Genomic DNA, 20,234 nt, shown 5'->3' with positions numbered 1-20,234 from the left:
GGCATTGTCGCAGGTGGAAAGTTACACGAGTTTGTTGGTATTACGTGGGTTGCGGGGCTTGTTTTTGGGCGGGCTGCCTGCGATTGCGATTGCGTACATGGGCGATGAATTTACCAGCAAAGCGGTGGTATTGGCGGTGGGGGTGTACATCAGTGCGAACAGTCTTGGCGGGGTGACGGGGCGTATGCTGGGCGGTTTTGTGGGGGAATATTTGGGTTGGGCGGCGGCGTTTGGGGCAATGGGGGTGTTGAGTGCGGTGTTGCTGGCGGTGTTTGTGTGGCTGTTGCCGAAGTCGCAGAATTTTCACCCGAAACCCTTGCATCCGGTACACATTGCGCGGGATATGGGAGGGCATTTGCGTAATCCGGTATTGCTGGTGGCGTTTTTGATTGCGGGTGGTAACTTTATGATTTTCCTGAATCAGTACAGTTACATTACCTTTGTGTTGGCGGCTGCACCGTATCATTTGTCGCCGCACGCGCTGGGTTTGCTGTTTCTGACGTATTTAAGCGGTACGTTGGCGGCGGCATTGTCGGGGCGGGTGACGCAGTATTTTTCCGCGCCGGTGGGAATGGGTTTGGGAATTGTGTTGTTGATGGGCGGCACGCTGTTGACGCTGATTCCGCACCTGTATGCGATTGTGTGGGGGTTTATGGTGAGCAGTTTGGGCTTTTTCCTGACGCATTCGCTGGCAAGTAGTTGGGTGAGCCATCATGCGTTGCAGGCGCGGGCGAGTGCGTCATCGTTGTATTTGGTGTTTTATTACATGGGGGCAAGTGTCGGCGGGTTTGTGCTTGCGCCTTTTTGGGCATGGGATGGCTGGTTGGGCATTGTGGCGGGGTCGTTGTTGGTTTATAGCCTGACGTTGGGGTGTAGTGTGTGGTTATATCGGTGGCAGGGGCGGGCAGAGTCGCGTAAAGTTTGGGTATGATTCCCAAGTTGATGGATAGGTTGTGTTATGCGTGAATTAGCGCCGAATTCGTTTATTTTTGAACAGAGCGATGCGTTGCCGGGATTTTTGTGTGACAACATGGTGGCACGTTTCGAGCAGAATCTGGCGGATCAATACGCGGGGCGTATCGGTCAGGATATGGGCAGCAACCAAAGCGTGAAGAAAACCACCGATATTTTTGTGAGCGGCGACGATAAGCCGCATTGGAAAGATGTGGATAATAATTTGCACCGTTCGCTGGCGTTGGCGTTGCGGGAGTTCCGTGAAATGTTTCCGTATTTCAAAGGCCCGTTTAAAGACATGGGCTATAATTTGCAACGTTATCAGCCGGGCGAGTATTACCACTGGCACATTGATGGCGGCAGTCATCAGTTTGCGATGCGTCAATTGGTAGCGTTGTGGTATTTGAACGATGTGCCAGTGGAGGCGGGTGGTTCCACGGATTTTTTGTTTCAAAATCTCAGTGTGCAGCCAGAGAAAGGCAAATTGGTATTATTTCCCCCGTTTTGGACGCATGAACACCGCGCGGGTGTGATGCAGTCAGGGGTGAAATATATTGCTACCACGTGGATTATTTTCGCCTAAACTTAGTTTGACTTAAATCAAGTTTGTTTGGGCGCAGAGGCATAGAATGACGTGATGAAAACTCTAAACACCTTAATTTTCCTGCTATTTGCAACGACTCCCGGTTTGGCGGCGGAAGCTGAGGGTGTTCCACCCCCGCCTGAAGCGTATTGCAAATGGGAGATGGTCAATTATTCAATTCCAGCGCCGTTGTGCGGTTTAAAAGGCGAGGCGCTACGTGGCGAGAAAGTCGTTGCGGATGCGGCTCGCGGGAATTGTTTAGCCTGTCACGAATTGCCGATTAAGGGCGTGGAAGCTTACGGCACGATTGCTCCGCCATTATCTGGCATTGCCAAACGCTTGGCAGAGCCACAATTGCGCTTGCGGGTAGTGGATTCGCGCCATTTGAACCCGAATTCGATTATGCCGGGTTTTTACCGTGACCCCAGTCTGATTAATCGTCCCGGCAAGGGGTATGAGGGCAGAACCTTCCTCGCTGCTCAGGATGTGGAAGATGTCATCGCTTACTTGGTAACACTCAAATGATTACACGCACGTTATCACGCTTATTGGTGAGCGGTTTGTTGCTGGCAAGCGCTGGCAATGCCTTAGCAGAAGCGCCTAAGCCCGCTAAGTCGGGGTATGAGTTCGTCAAGGATGAAACCCGTGCCATGCAAGATGATGAGGTTGAAAACACCGGCTTTATTGCGGTTGAGCAGGGGCGTGAGCTGTTTAATCAGTCACCCGCTTCAGGCAAATCGTGCGCCAGTTGCCACGGTGAAACGGGTGAAAAGCTGGATGTGAAAAACCTTGCCCGTTACCCGATTTACGATAAAGCTTTGGGCGGCATTGTGCGGTTAGATGATCGCATCAATATTTGCCGTGAAAAGCAGTCGGGCGAAACGCCATTGCCAGCCTATTCCGCTGAATTGATTGCCTTGGAAACGTTTGTGCGGCATCTGGCGGTGGGTGAACCGGTGAATGTGCAAACCGATGGCGAAATGGCGGATTTGCTGAAAAAAGGCGAGGAGCTTTATCACATACGCTTTGGCTTGATTGATATGTCGTGCGCCCATTGCCATGACAGTTATCCGGGGCAATTTATTCGTGGGCAAAAGATCAGTCAGGGGCAGGGTAATGGTTTCCCCGCTTACCGTTTGGATACCGGCGAAATGGCAAACCTCGACTTGCGGATTAAGCAGTGTTTGGTGTTGATGCGTGCCGAGCCGTTTGCGCCGGATGCGGAAGAAAGTAAATTGTTGGGGGCGTATCTTATGGCGCGTTCCAACGGGTTGAAGATTGAAACGCCTGCCATTAGGTATTGATTGTTTTTAGAGCAACTCATGCCCCAGCATATCGCCTTCGGTATTCATGTGGATTTCGCGTACTTGCGGCATCCGCTTGAGAATGTAGGCTGCCATTAGCGTCCCGCTTTTTTGATTGCCATTGGAAAGTGCCGTCAGAATTTTGTCTGCCACAATTTGACAACGTTGTTCCTGATCGGGGTTGTCTACCCACTTCCGGCTCATTTGATAGCCTTTGCTCATGTCCCGATCCATTTGGGCAAAAAAGTCTTCGCCTTCTGTCAGCATAAAATCTGGCACGTCAATATCGCGTGTGGTGTCGTTGATTTGTATCCGTAATTGCATCACTCTTTAACCTATGCTTCTGTCTTGCGGGCAGATTACCCGATTCCGGCTTTGAAAGGAAATGCCATGCTCTTACTGATTAAAAATGTTCTTGATGCACAGCGTGTGAAAGAAGTGCAAGAATTGCTTGCCACGGGTGAATTCGTGGATGGGCGCTTTTCGGCGGGGATGGAGGCGGCTAAGGTGAAGTACAACCAAGAGCTTTCCCCGAACAGCCCCTTGCATCGGCGTTTGAATGCGATGGTAATGTCGCCCTTGGTGCAACACCCGGAATATCAGGCAGCGGTGATGCCGTTGCGGGTGGCAACGGCGTTTTATGCCCGTTATTTGCCGGGGATGACGTATGGTTTCCACGTAGACGATCCGGTCATGGGGCCAATGTCGGGGCGTTACCGTACCGATGTGTCTACGACTGTTTTTCTGAATGACGACTACGAAGGGGGAGAAATCGTCATCCGTACCGCTTATGGGGAAGAAAAAATACGCGGGGAAGCTGGTGATGCAGTGGTATATGATTCTGGCAGTTGGCACAAGGTCGCGGAAGTGACCAAAGGTTTTCGTTTGGTTGCGGTTACGTGGGCGCAAAGTTTGGTGAAAGATCCGCAGCAACGTGAGTTGCTCTACCAATTAGCCAAAGCCCGCGAAGGCGTGATAGCAAAATTACCCCAGTCAGATGAGGCTGCCAGCGTCAGCACCGTGCATATTAATTTGCTGCGGATGTGGAGTGAGGTGTAGTGACTAACGCAAATCCACCACTAAGCTGAAAATTCCTATTCTTTATCTGGAATGTAGTTTGCATCTTACACTGCTTTATGTAGAAAAAGGAAATGGCGTAGGTGCAACTACAAGGAGTTTTGCGTGGCGCAACTGATAATCAAAAAAGTGTCGTGGTGGGAACGTCATGCCAAACAGCTCGTGATCTGGGGGCCGATAGCGGCTGTGCAGGCCAGCACGTTGGCAGGTTTAGGGTATTTCTACCAGCGTCTTACGGCGTTGGAGGCAAATGAGGCGTTGTCTCCAACCCCATCGGTGTTAAGCAGTACCTTACAAGATGTAAAGCCGCTGCACGTGGTGCGCACGAGCCGCGTTCCGCTGCCGCCACCGCCCACTCAAGTGGTGCGTATTCCCGTTGCATTGAATAGTCCTGCTGTGATCGACTTGATGCGCGTGGGACAAGATTTCTCGGCAGTATCAGTCACCCGCTCCGTTGCCGTTAAGCAAAAAACGGCGCTGACACCGAAGTCAATGGTTAAAAAGTTTAAAGCCATTCAGGCCAGCGATGATGAGCGGGTGGCACAAGCCAATCGTTCGGAAGTTTTCATAAAACAACCAGTAAGCGAGGCCAACCTCCAATTTGCGGCAAATTTCCAAGAAAATGCGGAGGCGGGGGTTTCTGTGGCGATTCCCGATGAAGTGCCACGTGGTCAGCCTTTACCGGTGGGGACAGTCGCTTGGATTTATTTGGGAGAGTTGCGTGAGCAAGGTTGGCATGGGCAGCGTTTACATATTGCACCAGACAGTGGCCTGCCTGTTATTGGCGGGCAATATCGCACCCAAAAAATTCACGGCATTTATGATCAGCCTTATGGCAAGCGCACCATGGGTGGTTTTCAGCAAGGTGATATGGTCAAGATTTTGGATGTGCGCTATGAAGCAACTTTTGGTGTCTGGGCACAAGTACGTAAAGTGCGTTCGGTAGGCAAGCCGGGCTGTGTCACGTGTACTCAATAGCCTAATGCAGTCGCCCGCCGCATTAAAAAAGCCGCTGAAAAGCGGCTTTTTAGTATCTGAAGCTGTAACAGCTTATTTCCAGAAATTCGCTTCTTTAGAAGCCATTTCACGGACTTCATTAGTCAGTTCCTGATAACGTTCGCGGTAAGCTTTCCACTCACCAACGTAGTACTCTTCAGCACTGAAATTACCTGATTGTTCATATGCAGTAAATTTGCGCTGCATTTCAATCATTTCGCTGATCAGCTCTTGCTTAGTGCTCATGTCCGATGCCTCTCTAAAATTAACCAAATCCTAATAACAGGATAAACGGATTCACGTAAAAGGGGGAATACCCCCTTTCGGGTAGAAATCAATAGCCGCCTTTGCGGTTAGTCGCTGGCAGACCAGCCACTTTCAGACCTTGCTTGCTCGGTGCGCGTGGGAACAGGGTGTACATGTCTTTACTGGTCAGCTTTTTGTCGCCCCACTGATCAGCCATGGCTTTCTGGATAATGCGTTCCATTGGCTGCGTGCCGCCGTTGTTGATGTATTGATCACGCAGGTAATTAATAACATCCCAGTGCTTTTCAGTCAGTTGACCAATGCCTTCTTCGTTGGCAATAACCTGTGCAACTTCTTCAGTCCAGTCATTCAGGTCAACCAAATAACCAGCTTCGGTGGTTTCGATGGTTTTGCCGTTTACTTCGTAAGCCATGTTTGATTCCTCATGCAAAAGTGAATGTTGCCATTCGATGAAATTCTTGACCGCAAAATTATACGAAAAAGCAGTGCGCCTCCCATTCCTCAAAAGGGATAGGGGGAAAGGTGCGTGACTATTCCGTTGGTTTCAGGGTTTTAATGCCTTTGTGCGGCATAAACAGCCCGCAACCCAGCTTACGCCCATCGCCTAAGCCGTATTGCTGCAAGCGAATGGAAGGATCACTGTCCAAATCCGCCAGCATCAAGTGACGGGTGTGTAACACGCCTTGCGGGGTACGCAGTGCGTGACTTTTGCCGCACAGCATCTTTTTCACTTTGAAATCCGCTACCCGTTTTACTTCTGCTGCCATGCGTTGCAAGAAGCTATTTTCGTCTTCCGCCGCATCCGAGAGCACGTAACGCGCAAAAATCACCGAGGTATGCACGAAAGGCTTTTCCTTCATATCCCGCAAGCCGACCGCGTAGCCATTCACATCTAAGGTTGTGCCGACGAGTGCTTGTGTTTCAGGGATGCGCGATTTGGGGATGCGTAAAAACATCCGCGTGCGCCGTGACGGTAGCAGGAATTGGTTGCTCGCATCATCGGGGCGTTCCCAGCCATTGCCACTTTCAGCAACGTGAATCGGGTGTACACCCGCGACGACTTCATCGGCAAACCACGGTAGGGCTTGCTGGACGGCTTGTGCCAAATCCCACGCATGATCCAGCGGCAATTGTTTGCACGCAATCGCGAAACTCACGTCCAGCACGTCATCGGATGCTTGATAGGGGAGGGTCTTGTCTTCGTCTTCCTGCCAAAACATGTCGCTTACCTCGCCGACGAAAAAGTGATTTCCAACTGGTCGTACCAGTCTTCGGGGCGGTCTTTATAGCCGGGTGGCTCAATATCAATCTGGAAAAAGATTGAGCCGGTTTCTAAAGCGCGTTGCTGCACGATTTGCTTTAGCTCCTCGAAATTGCTGATTTTGTCGCCGTCTACCATCAAAATTTGGCTTAAACTGAGCATAGTGTCTCCTTAGGTTCTCTAACCCGATCAAAATAACGTCCGCGATACAGTAGGCGGGTTTGTGTCGGGTCGTCGCTGTCTTTAAATGCAGTGCGGTTGTGCAGCACGTTGTTGCACAACAAGCCTTCGCCTGCCTGTAATGTGTACCTTATTTTGTAAGGTGAGTCCTGTTGCCATAAATTCAATAGGAATTCAGCGGCTTCGCGTGTCATGGGGTCATCACGCCAGATCACATTGCGCTGGCGGGCGGAATAACGCATGTGCAAATGACCCGCAGCGGTGACGCTAAACACCGGGCCGGATTGTTCGGGGCGAATGATTTCCTCGTTCAGGACATTGGCGGGAATCGTGAACGCATTCGGGTGCATCAAGGCGTGGATGTAATCAGGGTTGGCATCGCGCAATAAAATGTAAGCAATCTCATGATCCATCAACCAGCTTTCACCGCCTTCGAGTGCGGGTTGGGCGCAATGCAGCAACATGCCGTGAATTTGTTCTTCGGGCAGGTTGTAGTAACCGTCGGTATGCCAGCTCAGCGGTTTGTTGGTGTAGGGAATGTAATCGTGCTGCCCCGCGTGCGAAGTAACATGCAAAGAAGTAAGGCTATCTTCATCCGCGCACAAATTACTATCCAAGCGCGACAGCCCCACTTTTTGCCCCAGACGGTGTACATGGCGTTTGCTACGTAAGTCGCCTTGCAGGAAGCGGTACAACGCAAAATTGTATTGTTGGCAGGTAGCTTGCAACCGCGTGAGCTCTGCATCGGTGGGATTTTCGGGGTCTTGGATGGGAATCAGCATTCGTTCCAACGCTAACGGATAGGCGGCTAACTTTTTTGTCCGCCATGTCTGATAAGTATCTAAGCTTTTGATATGAAAGGGTGAGCTTTGCATTTGACAGACCTCGATAAAGACCGTTGCTAAATCCAGCTATTTGCAATATTAAAAAATCCGAATATGCTATTGTACCGCTGCCAGTGGACTATTTTTGATTATGTTAAGCACCTATCCCCTTAGGGATACAGCATGGATTCAGCTAACACCCCATGGGTGAGATTCTATGATGCAGGCATGACGCATACACTTAGCCCACTCGCAAATAGAGCGAACACCGTTACGCGACCCGTTTTTGATTTGATCTTTCCCTTGGCTTTTGAGTTGTAGAGCTGGTCAAGAGGAAACGCCATTGCAATCGTTTACTGAGGAGGCAGGTATGGCAACGAACAATTATCCAACGCCGATGCTGGATGTACTGGAAGAAGGCCCATGGCCTAGCTTCATCAGCGGTTTCAAGAAACTGCGTGATGAGCATCCAGATGAGCGCATCCGCAATGTCGTCAACGGCCTGATGGGTCAGTTGGAGCATTCTTACGAAACCAAAATGGGCTACTGGAAAGGTGGTACTATTTCTGTCTTCGGTTACGGCGGCGGCATTATCCCGCGCTTCTCTGAAGTCGGTCACATGTTCCCGGAATCCAAAGAATTCCACACTCTGCGTGTACAGCCACCGGCTGGTAACTACTACACCACTGACATGCTGCGCCAATTGGCGGATAGCTGGGAAAAGTGGGGTTCTGGTTTGCAGACTTTCCACGGTCAAACCGGCAACATCATGTTCATCGGTGCGAACAGCGTCAACTTCCAACACTTCTTTGATGAAATCAATGAATACGGTTGGGACTTGGGTGGTGCAGGCCCTTGCGTGCGTACAGGTATGTCTTGCGTCGGTGCTGCCCGTTGCGAAATGTCTAACTGCAACGAACACGCTATCCATCGCCGTCTGATGAATAACTTCACGGATGACGTGCATCGCCCGGCTCTGCCTTACAAGTTCAAGTTCAAAATTTCTGGCTGCCCGAATGACTGCCAGAACGCGATTGAACGTGCGGACTTCGCCGTTATCGGTACTTGGCGTGATGACATGAAAGTCAACCAAGAAGCCGTTAAAGAAATGATCATGAAGAAAGCCAAAGAGATTGGCAAAGAAGGTGATCGTTCTGCGGGTCGTCAATACATGTTCGACAACGTTATCAGCCGCTGCCCAACGCAAGCGATCAAGCTGAACGATGACGACACCATTACGGTTGATAACAGCAACTGTGTGCGTTGTATGCACTGCCTGAACGTTATGCCAAAAGCACTGCAAGTTGGCGACGACAAAGGCGTAACCATCTTGATCGGCGGTAAGCGTACCCTGAAAATCGGTGACTTGATGGGTACAGTGGTTATCCCATTCATGAAGCTTGATAACGAAGAAGATTACGAGCGCATCGTTGAACTGGCTGCTTCCATCATCGACTTCTGGGCTGAAAATGGTCTGGAGCACGAGCGTTGCGGCGAAATGATTGAGCGTATCGGTCTGGTGAACTTCCTTGAAGGCATCGGTATCGACCCAGATCCAAACATGATCAAGCAACCACGTAACGTTTCTTACGTGCGTACTGACGGTTGGGACGAAGCTGCTGAAGCTTGGTTCAACCGCAAGCGCGAAGAGAAAATGGCTGCTGCTGCCTAAGACGGCACTTCGCAACAAGGCAGTGTTTAACCCTGCCTTGTTGCCCAGATTATTGATAAATTTGAGTTTGACGGAGGCTTCACATGGCCGCACCAGAAATGCGCGATCCTATTGAATCTGGATGCCCGGATGGTTTCCAGTACATGCACCCAGTTATGCGCCGTAACTTCGGCCTGTGGGCATATCACGAAGACCCACGCCCAGGCGTTTTGGTTCACGTATCCAAAACTGGCGAAAAAGTTTGGACAGTTCGTGCCGGTACTCAACGTATCCTCGACGTGTTCACCCTGCGTAAGCTGATGGACATCGGCGATACTTATGGCGAAGGTTATGTTCACTTCACCATTCGTTCTAACATCGAATTCCAAGTGGCGGACGGCGCGAAAGTCGAACCACTGGTAAAAGCATTGGAAGATGCTGGTTTCCCAGTCGGTGGTACACGTAACTCTGTTACTTCACTGTCTCATACTCAAGGTTGGTTGCACTGCGACATTCCGGGTACTGACGCATCCGGCGTTGTGAAAGCGATGATGGATGAGTTGCTGCCAGAGTTTAAAGCATGGAACATGCCTAACCGCGTACATATCACCACGTCTTGTTGCCAGATCAACTGCGGCGGTCAGGGTGATATCGCGATCAACGTTCAACATACCAAGCCACCGAAAATTAACCACGCGCTGGTTGGTAACGTGTGCGAACGTCCTTCCGTTGTGGCACGTTGCCCAGTTGCAGCGATTCGTCCTGCGATGGTTGATGGTAAGCCTTCCTTGGAAGTTGATGAGAAGAAGTGCATTTGCTGCGGCGCTTGCTACCCACCATGCCCTCCAATGCAGATCAACGATCACGAAGCTACTCAATTGGCAGTTTGGATTGGCGGTAATCACTCCAATGCGCGTGGCAAGCCTACTTTCCAACGCTTGGTTGCAGCGGGTATCCCGAACAACCCACCACGCTGGCCTGAAGCGACTGCGATTGTTAAAAAGATTCTCGCTTGCTACAAAGAAGGTGCGAAAGATTGGGAGCGTATCAATGAATGGGTTGAGCGTATCGGCTGGCCGCGTTTCTTTGAAGTCACTGGTTTGCCATTCACCAAATATCACATCGATAACTGGCGTGGTGCGCGAGCGAATCTGAACTCTTCAACGCACATCCGCTTCTGATCGACAACGGTACGAGGAATAGCACGGAATGAAATACACAATTATGGTTAACGAAGGCCCGTATCAGCACCAGTCTGCTGATACCGCACTTCAGTTTGCCCGCGCTGTACTGGAGAAGGGACACGAAATCTTCCGTGTATTCTTCTACCACGATGGCGTAAATAATGGCACACGTCTGAGTGTTCCACCGGCTGATGACCGTCTGATCCAAAAGTCTTGGTCAGAACTGGCTGAGAAGCACGGCTTGGATTTGGTTATCTGTATCGCAGCCGCACAACGTCGCGGTTTGATGGATGCCGATGAAGCCAAGCGTCAGGGTTTGGATGCTAACAACATTGCTCCCGGCTTCCGTATTTCGGGCTTGGGTCAATTGGTTGAAGGCGGTATCCAGTCTGATCGTTTAGTCGTGTTTGGCGATTAAGGAGCTGAAAAATGTCTACAAAGAATTTTTTGTTTGTCAATCGTAAAGCTCCTTATGGTACGGTCTACGCACTGGAAGCCTTGGAAGTCGTACTGATTTCTGCTGCGTTTGAGCAAAATGTTAGCTTGGCATTCATCGACGACGGTGTTTACCAAATTACCAAAGGCCAAAACAGCAAAGAAACCGGTATGAAGAATTTCTCACCGACTTTCCGCGCATTGGGCGACTACGACATTACTAAGTTGTATGTCTCTACCGAGTCTTTGGCAGAACGTGGTCTGACGGTTGATGACCTGATGGAACTCACTTACGAAGACGCTGATGATGATTACGCTGAAAAGCCTTCCATTATTCTGGTCAACCGCGAGGAAATGGCTGCAATGATGGCAGAGCAAGAAGTGATTTTGAGCTTCTAACGGAGGATTTGAACATGTCTATGTTACATATTGTCAACAAGTCCCCGTTTGAACGTGTGGCTTTTGAGAGCTGCTTGGCTCATGCCAAGGCAGGTGATTCGATCCTGATGATTGAAGATGCCGTGGTTGGTGCAGTCGACGGGTCAAGCTTTTCTGGTAAAGTAAAGGCTGCGATGTCTGATAAGACTGTGTATGTGTTGGGTGCAGACCTGGCAGCACGCGGTTTGGAAGGCAAAGTAATGGATGGGATTGTGAGCGTTGATTACGCAGGTTTTGTAGACCTGACGGCAAATAACGATACCACCCAAAGCTGGCTGTAAGTTTTAACATTTTTTGACAGGAGGCCACACAATGGCATCAATTAACGTTGGCGGTAAAGACATTCCGTTGGACGAAGAAGGCTATCTGGAAAACCTGAACGACTGGACTCCAGAAGTTGCAGAAGTTCTGGCTAAAGGTGAAGACGTAACGCTGACTTCTGAACACTGGGAAATCCTGAATTTCCTGCGTGAATACTATGAAGAGTATCAAATCGCTCCAGCGGTTCGCGTTCTGACTAAAGCAGTTGGTAAGCGTTTGGGTGCTGACAAAGGTAACTCTAAGTACCTGTACAGCCTGTTCCCATACGGCCCTGGCAAGCAAGCGTGTAAATACGGCGGTCTGCCTAAGCCAACTGGTTGCGTGTGATTATATAGAGTTGCTCCGGTTCGCGCCGGAGCCTCTTCTTAAGCCCTGTTGTTGACAGGTTTTCAGAAGAGAGACTAATGACTTCAGGAGTACGCAGTGACATTCGTAAGTATCCTTTACGGACTGTTGTTTTGGGCGGCAACGTTAATTTTGATTGGCGGTGTGGCTGTAAAAGTCCGTCAATACTGGAACACCCCAGCCCCATTGAAGATTCCGACCACACCCGCACCGGTTACGCAGGGCGGTGTTGTATGGCGCATGTTCCGTGAAGTGGTGTTTTTCCAGAGCTTGTTTCGTTCAAACAAAACCTTGTGGTTGTTTGCGTTCTTGTTCCACATTTCTTTATGGTTAGTGTTGATTCGCCATAGCCGCTATTTTGTGGATATGAACGAACTCTTGGTGTTTATGCAACCATTTGGTCGTTACGCAGGTTTTACAATGGTATTGGGTTTGGCAGGTCTGTGGGCGCGTCGCTTCCTCGTTGATCGCGTGCGTTATATTTCCGCGCCATCTGACCATTTGATGTTGGCACTACTGATTGCGATTGGTGTAAGCGGTCTGATGATGAGTTTTGTTGCTCATGCGGATGTCACTCAAGTTAAAGCATTTTTCGGTGGCATGTTGACCTTCGGTTTCTTTGGTGAGGCCGGTCTGCCAGCCGACCCGATTGTATTGGTACATTTGTTGTTGGTGGCATTGCTGATGATTATCTTCCCGATCAGTAAGTTGCTGCACGCACCGGGTGTGTTTTTCAGCCCGACTCGTAACCAAGTGGATAACCCGCGTGAAAAACGCCATGTATCCGGCTGGGCATTGGAACTGGAACGTCAAGGTAAAAACTACCTCGACGAACTGAAGAAATAAGAGGTAAGCACCGTGGCTGATTACGAAGTTCCAAAGTTGACGGGCGAAGGGTATTGCGAAATTCCCGCAGTACGCGAAGGGGTGATGGAGAGCAAAGGCCCTTTCATCGCCAAGCCAGATTTCCAAAAAGCACTGCATTTTCCGGATGATTTCGCTGAAATCGGTGCGTTAGTGCCGAACTGGAAAGAACGCGCACTGGGTAAAATGGCTGATTTGAAAAGCCGTTACCGTTCGCTACAAGTTTTTCTCGATATTTGCGTTAAGTGTGGTGCGTGTACAGATAAGTGCCATTACTTCATCGGTACATCTGACGCAAAGAATATGCCCGTGGCACGTCAGGATTTGTTGCGCAAAGTTTATCGCCGTTACTTCACGTTTGCGGGTAAATATTTCCCCAAACTGGTCGGTGCAACCGACCTGACTGAAGAAGTATTGGCTGACTGGTATAACTATTATCACCAGTGTTCACAGTGCCGTCGTTGTTCCGTATTCTGCCCTTATGGCATTGATACGGCTGAAATTTCAATGGCAGCACGTGAAATTCTTGACCACGTTGGTTACGGTCAAAAGTATTGTAACGAGATTATCGGTAAGGTCTTTAAGATCGGTAATAACCTCGGTTTGCCAGGCCCGGCACTGTTCGACACAGTGGAAGGTTTGGAAGAAGACGTTGAAGCAGATACTGGCATTAAAGTCCGTTTTCCGCTGGATGAAGACGGCGCGGAAGTGTTGTTGGTAACGCCATCGGCAGACTTCTTTGCAGAACCGCATATCGACGGTTTGGTTGGTTACGCGAAAGTGTTCCACGAAACTGGCGTGACTTGGACGATGAGTACCATTGCGTCAGAAGCGGGTAACTTTGGCATGTTCATCGGCTCTTACGAGACCATGCGCCGGGTTTCTTTGCGGGTTCGCGAGGCGGCGATCAAGCATAAGGTTAAGCGCATTGTGTTTGGCGAATGTGGTCACGCATGGCGCGTGGCGTACAGCTTCTTGAATACCTTGGCAGGACCGTTTGATTTCTTGGATCAGCGTTACCCGATTCCACAGCACATTCTGGAATTCACGTGGAGTCATATCCAAGCCGGTAACTTACAAATCGACAAGACCGAGAATGACGATAAAGTATTGACCTTCCACGACTCGTGCAACGTCGCGCGTGGCAGCCGGATGGGTGATTACCCCGGCGGTCAGTTCGACATTCCACGTAACGTTATCCGTGCGGTCTGTAACAACTTTGTGGACATGCCAGCCGATACCATTCATGACGCGACCTTCTGTTGCGGTGGCGGTGGCGGTTTGTTGACCGATGACTTGATGGAAATTCGCGTGAAAGGCATTCAGCCGCGTGCTGAAGCCCTCAAACACGTGACTACGCACAATGGTGTGACGCACATGGCGGCAATTTGTGCGATTTGTAAATCACAGTTTACGAAGGTGTTGCCGTATTACGGTTTCACGATGGATCAAATTGTTAGTGTTCACCAGTTGGTGAGTAACGCGCTTGTCCTGCAACGGCAAGTGTCCGTGCAGGCACGTCCCGACGATGAAGACGGTGACGAAGACTAAATTACGACATTTATTTCCTCACGGCATAGCCGGGAGCGGATTGAAATTAACAGGAGATAGGCATGGCAACCGCAGCTCACGACAGCAAGCTTTCAGGTCAAGGTCACACGTACCGTCGTTTTAAAGATGGCGACCACGAATGGGATAATATGCACGACAAAATATTTGTCGCGGATACTAGTCACAAATGCCCTACCTACATTCACAAAACACCACCTTGCCAAGGTAGTTGCCCATCAGGTGAAGATATCCGTGGTTGGTTGCAAATTGTGCGTGGCATTGAGAAGCCACCTGTTGGTATGACTATGCAGGAGTACGCTTTCCGCCGTTCCACCAATGCTAACCCGTTTCCATCCATGATGGGTCGTGTTTGCCCTGCGCCTTGTCAGACTGGCTGTAACCGTAACGACGTTGACGATTTCGTCGGCATTAACTCGGTTGAGCAGTACATTGGTGACAGCGCGATTGCGGCTGGCTTCAAGTTTGAAGCACCGGCTGAATTGAGCGGCAAGAAAGTGGCTATCGTCGGTGGCGGCCCTGCGGGTATGGCGGCTGCGTATCAGTTGCGTCGCATGGGTCATGCTTCTACTGTCTTTGAACAACACCCTGAACTGGGCGGCATGATGCGCTACGGTATTCCGGGCTATCGCGTACCACGCGACAAGCTGGGTGCAGAAATGCAACGCATCATCGATATGGGTGACATCACTATCAAGTGCAACACCACTGTCGGCAAAGACGTAACCATTGAAACACTGGAAAGTGATTTCGATGCAATCCTGTGGACTGTTGGTTGCTGGAATGGTCGTGGCCTGTTCGTTGACAAGTTTGCTGAAACGCCAAACTGCGTGTCTGCGGTTGACTTCCTCGAAGCCTATAACAAAGGCACGATGAAATATACCGCACCTCGCGTAGTGTGCGTGGGTGGTGGTGATACCTCCATCGACGTGGTTTCCGTATCTCGTCGTATCGGTACACTGGCTAACTACGCTGAAAATGCTGAAGATTCCGCGACGGGTAAACTGGTTCATGGTGAAGTTGGTGAAAAAACTGCTTCTGCTGTTACTCTGACCACCTTGTTCCCGCTGGATCAAATGACTGCTGCGGAACACGAAGTACAGGACGCGCTGAAAGAAGGCGTAACTATCCTGACGGAAGTGATGCCAACTGCCTTGGTATTGGATGAAAATGGTCGTGCGATTGGCTTGAAAGTGGTCGAGTGCGTGATGAAAGGCAATATGCCTGTCGCGAAAGAAGGCGGCAAAGAAACCATCATCGAAGCCGACATCATCGTTTCTGCTATCGGTCAGTTTGGTAAACTGGACGGTATCGAAGCCCTGAACAATGGTCGCAACCAAATCAACGCCGACGCGCTGTATCAAGTACCGGGTAAGCCTGGTCACTTCGCTGCTGGTGATGCGGTACGTCCGCATTTGCTGACGACTGCGATTGGTCAAGCATCGATTGCGTCTGAAACCATCAATCAGTACTTGCGTGCGGAAGAGCTGAAAAAGCGTCCTAAAGTCGACAAACACCACTTCGACCTGATGGAAAAACTGCACGAAGCCGGTTTGGATCCAGCAAGTTATGAAGATAGTCGTTCGGAAGACATGCGCGGTACTGACGGTGCGAAATACGCGGTTCACAACTACGACGACCGTTCCAAGAACGTGATCGTGCCTTCCAAAGATCTGTTCTTGGGGCACTTCAATACCGTAGCACGTAACCTGCGTACTGAAGACGTACCAACGGCTGAAGAAGTACTGGGTCACTTTGCAGAGCGCATGAACCCACTGGCAGAAGCCGATGCGATTAACGAAGCTAAGCGTTGCATGAGCTGCGGTATGTGTTTTGAGTGTGACAACTGCGTTATTTACTGCCCGCAAACTGCCGTTTACCGCGTGCCTAAGAAACAGGCGACACTGGGTCGTTATGTTGCAACCGATTACGCCAAATGTATCGGCTGCCATATCTGCGCAGACGTTTGCCCAACTGGGTACATCGAAATGGGTCTGGGCGAATAAGCGTCCTTTCCATGAGTGCAGGCTCGACAGGAATCAGCATGACTAGCAAGTTTTCAAGCGTATTTCTGGCAGCAACGTTGGCTTTTGCCACGCTGTTGGCAGGTTGTAGCAAAGCCCCTACGGAGGCTGACCTCAATCTTGCCACAGCAAAAGCAAAGGCTGATCAGTGTGTTGAACCAGAAGATGTTATCCGTACCAAACACATGGATCTGCTCATGCATCAGCGTGACGCGACCATGATTGAAGGTATCCGTACCAAACAGCACAGTCTGAAAGAGTGCATTAATTGCCACGTTTCAACGACTAAGCAAGATGGTACGCCTTTGCATTACGGTGACAAGGAACATTTTTGTACCACCTGCCATGCGGCGGTGGGGCAGAAAATTGACTGCTTCCAATGTCATGCTGATCGTCCGCAAATTGATCAAGATCCGAATTATCAGCATACCGTTGGTAGTGCAGCAGGCCATCACTTTACGCAAGGTGTGACGGCAGCAGCAGCACCGACAGCGGCTGAAGTTCAAATGGTGACGCAACTACAACAAGGAGCTGCGAAATGAATCAGAACCGTGTTGATGAATACCGTCGCAATTTTATGACAACCTTGGGTGGGGTTGCGGCAGTGGCTGCGGTTGCCCCCAGTTTTGTCTTGCAAACTGCACACGCCGCTGGCGAAGTTGCCGCGAAACCCGTTGATCAAGCAGTCACTAATGCCAAGCGTTGGGGCATGTTGATTGACGTGACCAAACTCACCGATGGTGGGGCAGGCATGGTGGCAGCGTGCAAAAAAGAACACGGTTGGGGCGATGAAACCCATTCCGCTGACACCCAAAAAGCGCATTGGGCGCGGGTGGTGAAAGTCACGGATAAATTGACCAAAAACAGTTTCAGCTTGCCGGTGATGTGCCAGCATTGCGAAAATCCACCGTGCGTCGATGTTTGCCCGACAGGTGCATCCATGAAGCGTGCGGATGGCATTGTGCAAGTCAACAAGCACATTTGTATCGGTTGCCGGTATTGCATGATGGCTTGCCCGTACAAAGCACGCAGTTTTGTGCATGAAGCCTTGCAAGATCAAAAGCCGCATTCCCCACGGGGCATGGGTACGGTGGAATCCTGCAATATGTGTGTTCATCGCATTGACGAAGGCAAGTTGCCCGCGTGTGTGGAAGCTGCACCGGATGCGGTGATTTTCGGCGATTTGAATGACCCGAACAGCGCGGTCAGCCAAGCGATGAAAACCATCGGTGGTAAACAAATCCGTGCCGATCTCGGTTTGAACACTGGCGTGCGTTACCACGGCATCTAACGGAAAGGACGTAAACAGCAATGGCTAGTCAAGCAATCATTTTCCGCGAAACCAAAGACAGCAAGGGTTTTTATATCCTGCTGGCGGTTTTGGGTGCATTCCTCGCGCTGGGTGCGCTGGCATTTTTCCACGCTGAACATCATGGGCATCATGTTACTGGCATGACTAATCAAGTTGTTTGGGGTTTGCCACACGTGTTTGCGATTGGTTTGATCGTCGCAGCATCGGGTGCATTGAACGTCGGTTCAATCGGCACAGTATTCGGCAAGAAAATCTATCAACCAATGGGGCGTTTGTCGGCATTGCTGGCGATTTCGTTGCTGGTCGGTGGTTTGATCGTGCTGGTGTTGGATTTGGGTCATCCTGATCGTTTGATCATTGCCATGACCACTTATAACTTCAAGTCGATCTTCGCGTGGAACATCATTCTGTATAACGGTTTCTTAGCGTTATCAGCGGTGTATATCTGGACAATGATGGATCGTAAGGTCAAGAAGTTTTACAAGTTGGCGGGGGTTGCGGCATTTACATGGCGTTTGATCCTGACCACTGGTACGGGTTCAATCTTCGGTTTCTTGGTGGCGCGTGATTTCTACAACTCTGCGGTCATGGCTCCGTTGTTTATCGTGATGTCATTTGCAATGGGTTTGGCGGTTTTCATTCTGGTGCTGCATTTCGCTTATAGCTGGACAGGTCGTCCATTGGGTGATGTGGTGATGAATCGCTTGCGTTACCTGCTGGCTGTGTTCATTGGTGGTGTATTGTTGCTGGAAGGTGCGCGTCATTTCACCGGTTTGTACATTGCGCAGAAAGCGGGTGTGGAAAACTTTATTCTGTTCGACGGCGGTGTTTACACGCAGTTGTTCTGGGTTGGGCAAATCCTGTTGGGTAGTTTGTTGCCACTGTCGCTGATTTTCTGCCGCAAGTTGGCAAATAACCGCGTGGCGTTGTTGTTAGCCGCAGCGTTCACTATCGTGGGTGGCTTTGCGCAACTGTATGTGATTTTGATTGGTGGACAAGCGTACCCGTTGACCTTGTTCCCCGGTGCTGAGGTTTCCAGTGATTACTTTGACGGTGCGATTAATGCGTATGCGCCAACTATCTGGGAATTGATGTTGGGTCTTGGCGGTGTGGCACTCGCGTTGGTCATGGTGACTATCGGGATTAAAGTGCTGCGGTTCTTGCCGGACTCTTTGTCAGATGCGGTGGCTGATCCGCATAGTAAGTAAACGATGGCTTCATTTTTGAGTCAGGTGAATTCAAGTAATAAGTGCATAACCCACCAACTTTTCGGCCTCTATGCCGGATAGTTCTCGGAACACCTCGTAAGGTGTCTTGAACCCCAGACACTTCCTTGGTCTGTTGTTGAGTTTATGTACAGCCTCCAGTACCTGTCGGGTGGTCACGTCCAATAGCCCCATTGCTTTAGGGAAGTATTGGCGTAACAGCCCATTGGCGTTCTCATTTTGCCCACGCTCCCACGAATGGTAGGGCTTGGCGAAATACGTTTCGCACCCAATGGCTTGGGCAACTTGCTCATGTTTGGCAAACTCTTTGCCGTTGTCGAAGGTGAGCGTGTGCACCCAATCCTTGAAGCTGTCCAGCAAGGTGATAATGCTGCTGGTTACGGCTTCTGCGGTCTTGTTTGCCACTGGAAAAGCTAGGCGTAGCTTGGATTTGCGTTCATCCAGTGTCACCAGTGCGCCTTGGTGTCCCTTGCCGATCATGGTGTCGGCTTCCCAGTCACCGAGCCGTTCACGCTGGTTGGCTACCGCTGGGCGTTCGTCAATGTCCACTCGGTTGGGGATGCCTTTGACGCTGCCCGTTTTACTGCCGTAACGCTGGCGGTATTTCTTCGTATGGCGGCGCAGGTTCAGGTACAGCTTGCCGCCCGCACGCTTGTCCCTGAGTACATGCTGGTAGATGGCTTCATGGCAAATAGTCGTTTTGCCTTCCGCTTTCAGTCGACCGCTGATCTGCTCAGGACTCCATTGTTGTTCCAGCAGCGTATCAATGCTGACCGCCAGTTCCGGGGTCAACTTGACCGCTTTGGGCTTGTCCGCATGGCGTTGTTGCGCTTTGGTGTGCGCTTGCTTGTGCCGATAGCCGCGTTGCCCTCGGTTGCGGGTCAGTTCACGACTGATCGTCGATTGACTGCGCCCCAAGGTTAACGCGATTGTTGCCGTCGATTCCTTCATCTTGTGCCGGGTTTCGATATAATGCCTCTCCTCAGAGGTAAGGTGTGTGTAAGCCATGAAGCTCTCCTGTCAGTGGTTTTTCGGGATGCTTTTTACCACATTTTGCCTCTGACCTGATAAGGAAAATCGCATCCCGTCTTGATTAACAGGCTATGCACTTATGATACGAATTCGCCTCATAAAAAAACCGGCCTTGTGTCGGTTTTTTTGTTGTTATTGCTTTGTTTTAGTGGTTGTTCTCCTGCCTCGGAGCAACAGCTTGATCATCTGAAGCTACCCGTTGCAACCACTCAACTTCTGCTGGTGACGACGGCTGATTGGGATGCATCGACAGCTTCTCTGCAACGGATGGAGAAAATAGGGGCGCATTGGAGGTCAGTCGGTGAGTCCATTGCCGTCAGGGTGGGGCGTAATGGACTTGGCTGGGGAGGGGGCTTGCACGTTAATGGTTCTGTCGGGGTACAAAAA

General features: G+C 50.4%; 25 protein-coding genes. 18 read left to right on the top strand and 7 right to left on the bottom strand.

Annotation, left to right across the window (positions count from 1 at the left end; genetic code table 11):
- The first annotated feature begins 13 nt into the window (after window positions 1-13).
- From QJT81_16965 to soxA, 4 genes are read left to right on the top strand one after another with little or no spacing between them, the layout of a single operon-like run.
- Window positions 14-931, top strand: a complete 918-nt coding sequence (locus QJT81_16965; GenBank protein WGZ93476.1) for an MFS transporter — start codon at window positions 14-16, stop codon at window positions 929-931.
- Between the two features lie 27 nt (window positions 932-958).
- The gene (locus tag QJT81_16960; GenBank protein WGZ93475.1) at window positions 959-1,537 is read left to right on the top strand and encodes a 2OG-Fe(II) oxygenase; all 579 of its coding nucleotides are present in this window, start codon (window positions 959-961) and stop codon (window positions 1,535-1,537) included.
- Between the two features lie 54 nt (window positions 1,538-1,591).
- A complete protein-coding gene (soxX, locus tag QJT81_16955; GenBank protein ID WGZ96508.1) occupies window positions 1,592-2,062 on the top strand; it encodes a sulfur oxidation c-type cytochrome SoxX in 471 nt (156 codons plus the stop codon).
- Window positions 2,059-2,841: a sulfur oxidation c-type cytochrome SoxA gene (gene soxA / locus QJT81_16950; GenBank protein ID WGZ93474.1), complete on the top strand. Its 783-nt coding sequence runs from the start codon at window positions 2,059-2,061 to the stop codon at window positions 2,839-2,841. Before soxX ends, soxA begins: the two co-directional genes overlap by 4 nt.
- A gap of 6 nt (window positions 2,842-2,847) precedes the next feature.
- On the opposite strand, the gene QJT81_16945 is transcribed toward soxA, so the two are convergent.
- The gene (locus tag QJT81_16945) at window positions 2,848-3,165 is read right to left on the bottom strand and encodes a hypothetical protein (GenBank protein ID WGZ93473.1); all 318 of its coding nucleotides are present in this window, start codon (window positions 3,163-3,165) and stop codon (window positions 2,848-2,850) included.
- A 66-nt stretch (window positions 3,166-3,231) separates the two neighbouring features.
- Here QJT81_16945 and QJT81_16940 point away from each other — a divergent pair, with 66 nt between their 5' ends.
- Window positions 3,232-3,900 (top strand): Fe2+-dependent dioxygenase, encoded by a 669-nt coding sequence (locus QJT81_16940; protein WGZ93472.1) that lies wholly within the window; start codon window positions 3,232-3,234, stop codon window positions 3,898-3,900.
- 123 nt (window positions 3,901-4,023) lie between these two features.
- A complete protein-coding gene (locus QJT81_16935; GenBank protein WGZ93471.1) occupies window positions 4,024-4,896 on the top strand; it encodes a hypothetical protein in 873 nt (290 codons plus the stop codon).
- A gap of 72 nt (window positions 4,897-4,968) precedes the next feature.
- On the opposite strand, the gene QJT81_16930 is transcribed toward QJT81_16935, so the two are convergent.
- The 5 genes from QJT81_16930 to QJT81_16910 all read right to left on the bottom strand — a co-directional run bounded on the left by QJT81_16930 (window position 4,969) and on the right by QJT81_16910 (window position 7,497).
- The gene (locus tag QJT81_16930) at window positions 4,969-5,160 is read right to left on the bottom strand and encodes a hypothetical protein (protein WGZ93470.1); all 192 of its coding nucleotides are present in this window, start codon (window positions 5,158-5,160) and stop codon (window positions 4,969-4,971) included.
- An 88-nt stretch (window positions 5,161-5,248) separates the two neighbouring features.
- The gene (locus QJT81_16925; protein WGZ93469.1) at window positions 5,249-5,593 is read right to left on the bottom strand and encodes a TusE/DsrC/DsvC family sulfur relay protein; all 345 of its coding nucleotides are present in this window, start codon (window positions 5,591-5,593) and stop codon (window positions 5,249-5,251) included.
- Window positions 5,594-5,711: 118 nt separating this feature from the next.
- Window positions 5,712-6,401: a type I-MYXAN CRISPR-associated protein Cas6/Cmx6 gene (gene cas6, locus QJT81_16920; GenBank protein WGZ93468.1), complete on the bottom strand. Its 690-nt coding sequence runs from the start codon at window positions 6,399-6,401 to the stop codon at window positions 5,712-5,714.
- 5 nt (window positions 6,402-6,406) lie between these two features.
- A complete protein-coding gene (locus tag QJT81_16915; protein WGZ93467.1) occupies window positions 6,407-6,604 on the bottom strand; it encodes a hypothetical protein in 198 nt (65 codons plus the stop codon).
- Window positions 6,592-7,497: a TauD/TfdA family dioxygenase gene (locus QJT81_16910; GenBank protein ID WGZ93466.1), complete on the bottom strand. Its 906-nt coding sequence runs from the start codon at window positions 7,495-7,497 to the stop codon at window positions 6,592-6,594. The genes QJT81_16915 and QJT81_16910 overlap by 13 nt, the downstream gene beginning before the upstream one ends.
- A 319-nt stretch (window positions 7,498-7,816) precedes the next feature.
- Between QJT81_16910 and dsrA the strand changes: the two genes are divergently transcribed.
- From dsrA to nrfD, 12 genes are all read left to right on the top strand, one after another.
- Complete coding sequence (gene dsrA / locus QJT81_16905) at window positions 7,817-9,118, top strand: dissimilatory-type sulfite reductase subunit alpha (protein ID WGZ93465.1); 1,302 nt, start codon at window positions 7,817-7,819, stop codon at window positions 9,116-9,118.
- An 83-nt stretch (window positions 9,119-9,201) separates the two neighbouring features.
- Complete coding sequence (dsrB, locus tag QJT81_16900) at window positions 9,202-10,278, top strand: dissimilatory-type sulfite reductase subunit beta (protein ID WGZ93464.1); 1,077 nt, start codon at window positions 9,202-9,204, stop codon at window positions 10,276-10,278.
- Between the two features lie 28 nt (window positions 10,279-10,306).
- Window positions 10,307-10,699: a sulfurtransferase complex subunit TusD gene (gene tusD, locus QJT81_16895; protein ID WGZ93463.1), complete on the top strand. Its 393-nt coding sequence runs from the start codon at window positions 10,307-10,309 to the stop codon at window positions 10,697-10,699.
- An 11-nt stretch (window positions 10,700-10,710) separates the two neighbouring features.
- Complete coding sequence (gene tusC / locus QJT81_16890) at window positions 10,711-11,115, top strand: sulfurtransferase complex subunit TusC (GenBank protein WGZ93462.1); 405 nt, start codon at window positions 10,711-10,713, stop codon at window positions 11,113-11,115.
- A gap of 14 nt (window positions 11,116-11,129) precedes the next feature.
- A complete protein-coding gene (gene tusB, locus QJT81_16885) occupies window positions 11,130-11,435 on the top strand; it encodes a sulfurtransferase complex subunit TusB (protein WGZ93461.1) in 306 nt (101 codons plus the stop codon).
- Between the two features lie 31 nt (window positions 11,436-11,466).
- Window positions 11,467-11,802, top strand: coding sequence for a TusE/DsrC/DsvC family sulfur relay protein (locus QJT81_16880; GenBank protein WGZ93460.1), 336 nt, complete (start codon window positions 11,467-11,469; stop codon window positions 11,800-11,802).
- A 96-nt stretch (window positions 11,803-11,898) separates the two neighbouring features.
- Window positions 11,899-12,666 (top strand): respiratory nitrate reductase subunit gamma, encoded by a 768-nt coding sequence (locus tag QJT81_16875; GenBank protein WGZ93459.1) that lies wholly within the window; start codon window positions 11,899-11,901, stop codon window positions 12,664-12,666.
- A 12-nt stretch (window positions 12,667-12,678) separates the two neighbouring features.
- Entirely contained in the window at window positions 12,679-14,235 is a 1,557-nt protein-coding gene (locus QJT81_16870; GenBank protein ID WGZ93458.1) for a (Fe-S)-binding protein, read from the top strand.
- Window positions 14,236-14,297: 62 nt separating this feature from the next.
- A complete protein-coding gene (locus QJT81_16865; protein ID WGZ93457.1) occupies window positions 14,298-16,259 on the top strand; it encodes an NAD(P)-binding protein in 1,962 nt (653 codons plus the stop codon).
- Between the two features lie 38 nt (window positions 16,260-16,297).
- Complete coding sequence (locus tag QJT81_16860; GenBank protein ID WGZ93456.1) at window positions 16,298-16,819, top strand: hypothetical protein; 522 nt, start codon at window positions 16,298-16,300, stop codon at window positions 16,817-16,819.
- On the top strand, window positions 16,816-17,568 hold the full coding sequence (locus tag QJT81_16855; GenBank protein WGZ93455.1) for a 4Fe-4S dicluster domain-containing protein: 753 nt from the start codon (window positions 16,816-16,818) through the stop codon (window positions 17,566-17,568). Before QJT81_16860 ends, QJT81_16855 begins: the two co-directional genes overlap by 4 nt.
- A gap of 20 nt (window positions 17,569-17,588) precedes the next feature.
- Window positions 17,589-18,797 carry a polysulfide reductase NrfD gene (gene nrfD, locus QJT81_16850; GenBank protein WGZ93454.1) on the top strand — a complete coding sequence of 403 codons (1,209 nt, stop codon included), beginning with the start codon at window positions 17,589-17,591 and terminating at the stop codon, window positions 18,795-18,797.
- Between the two features lie 30 nt (window positions 18,798-18,827).
- Here the strand turns inward: nrfD and QJT81_16845 are convergent, their stop codons facing one another.
- Window positions 18,828-19,823, bottom strand: a complete 996-nt coding sequence (locus QJT81_16845) for an IS30 family transposase (protein ID WGZ93453.1) — start codon at window positions 19,821-19,823, stop codon at window positions 18,828-18,830.
- Window positions 19,824-20,234 lie beyond the last annotated feature (411 nt).

The organism is Candidatus Thiothrix putei (assembly GCA_029972225.1).
Classification (GTDB): Bacteria; Pseudomonadota; Gammaproteobacteria; order Thiotrichales; family Thiotrichaceae; genus Thiothrix; species Thiothrix putei.
The sequence above is the reverse complement of the archived record's forward strand: the minus strand, read 5'-3'. Positions and strand labels throughout refer to the sequence as shown.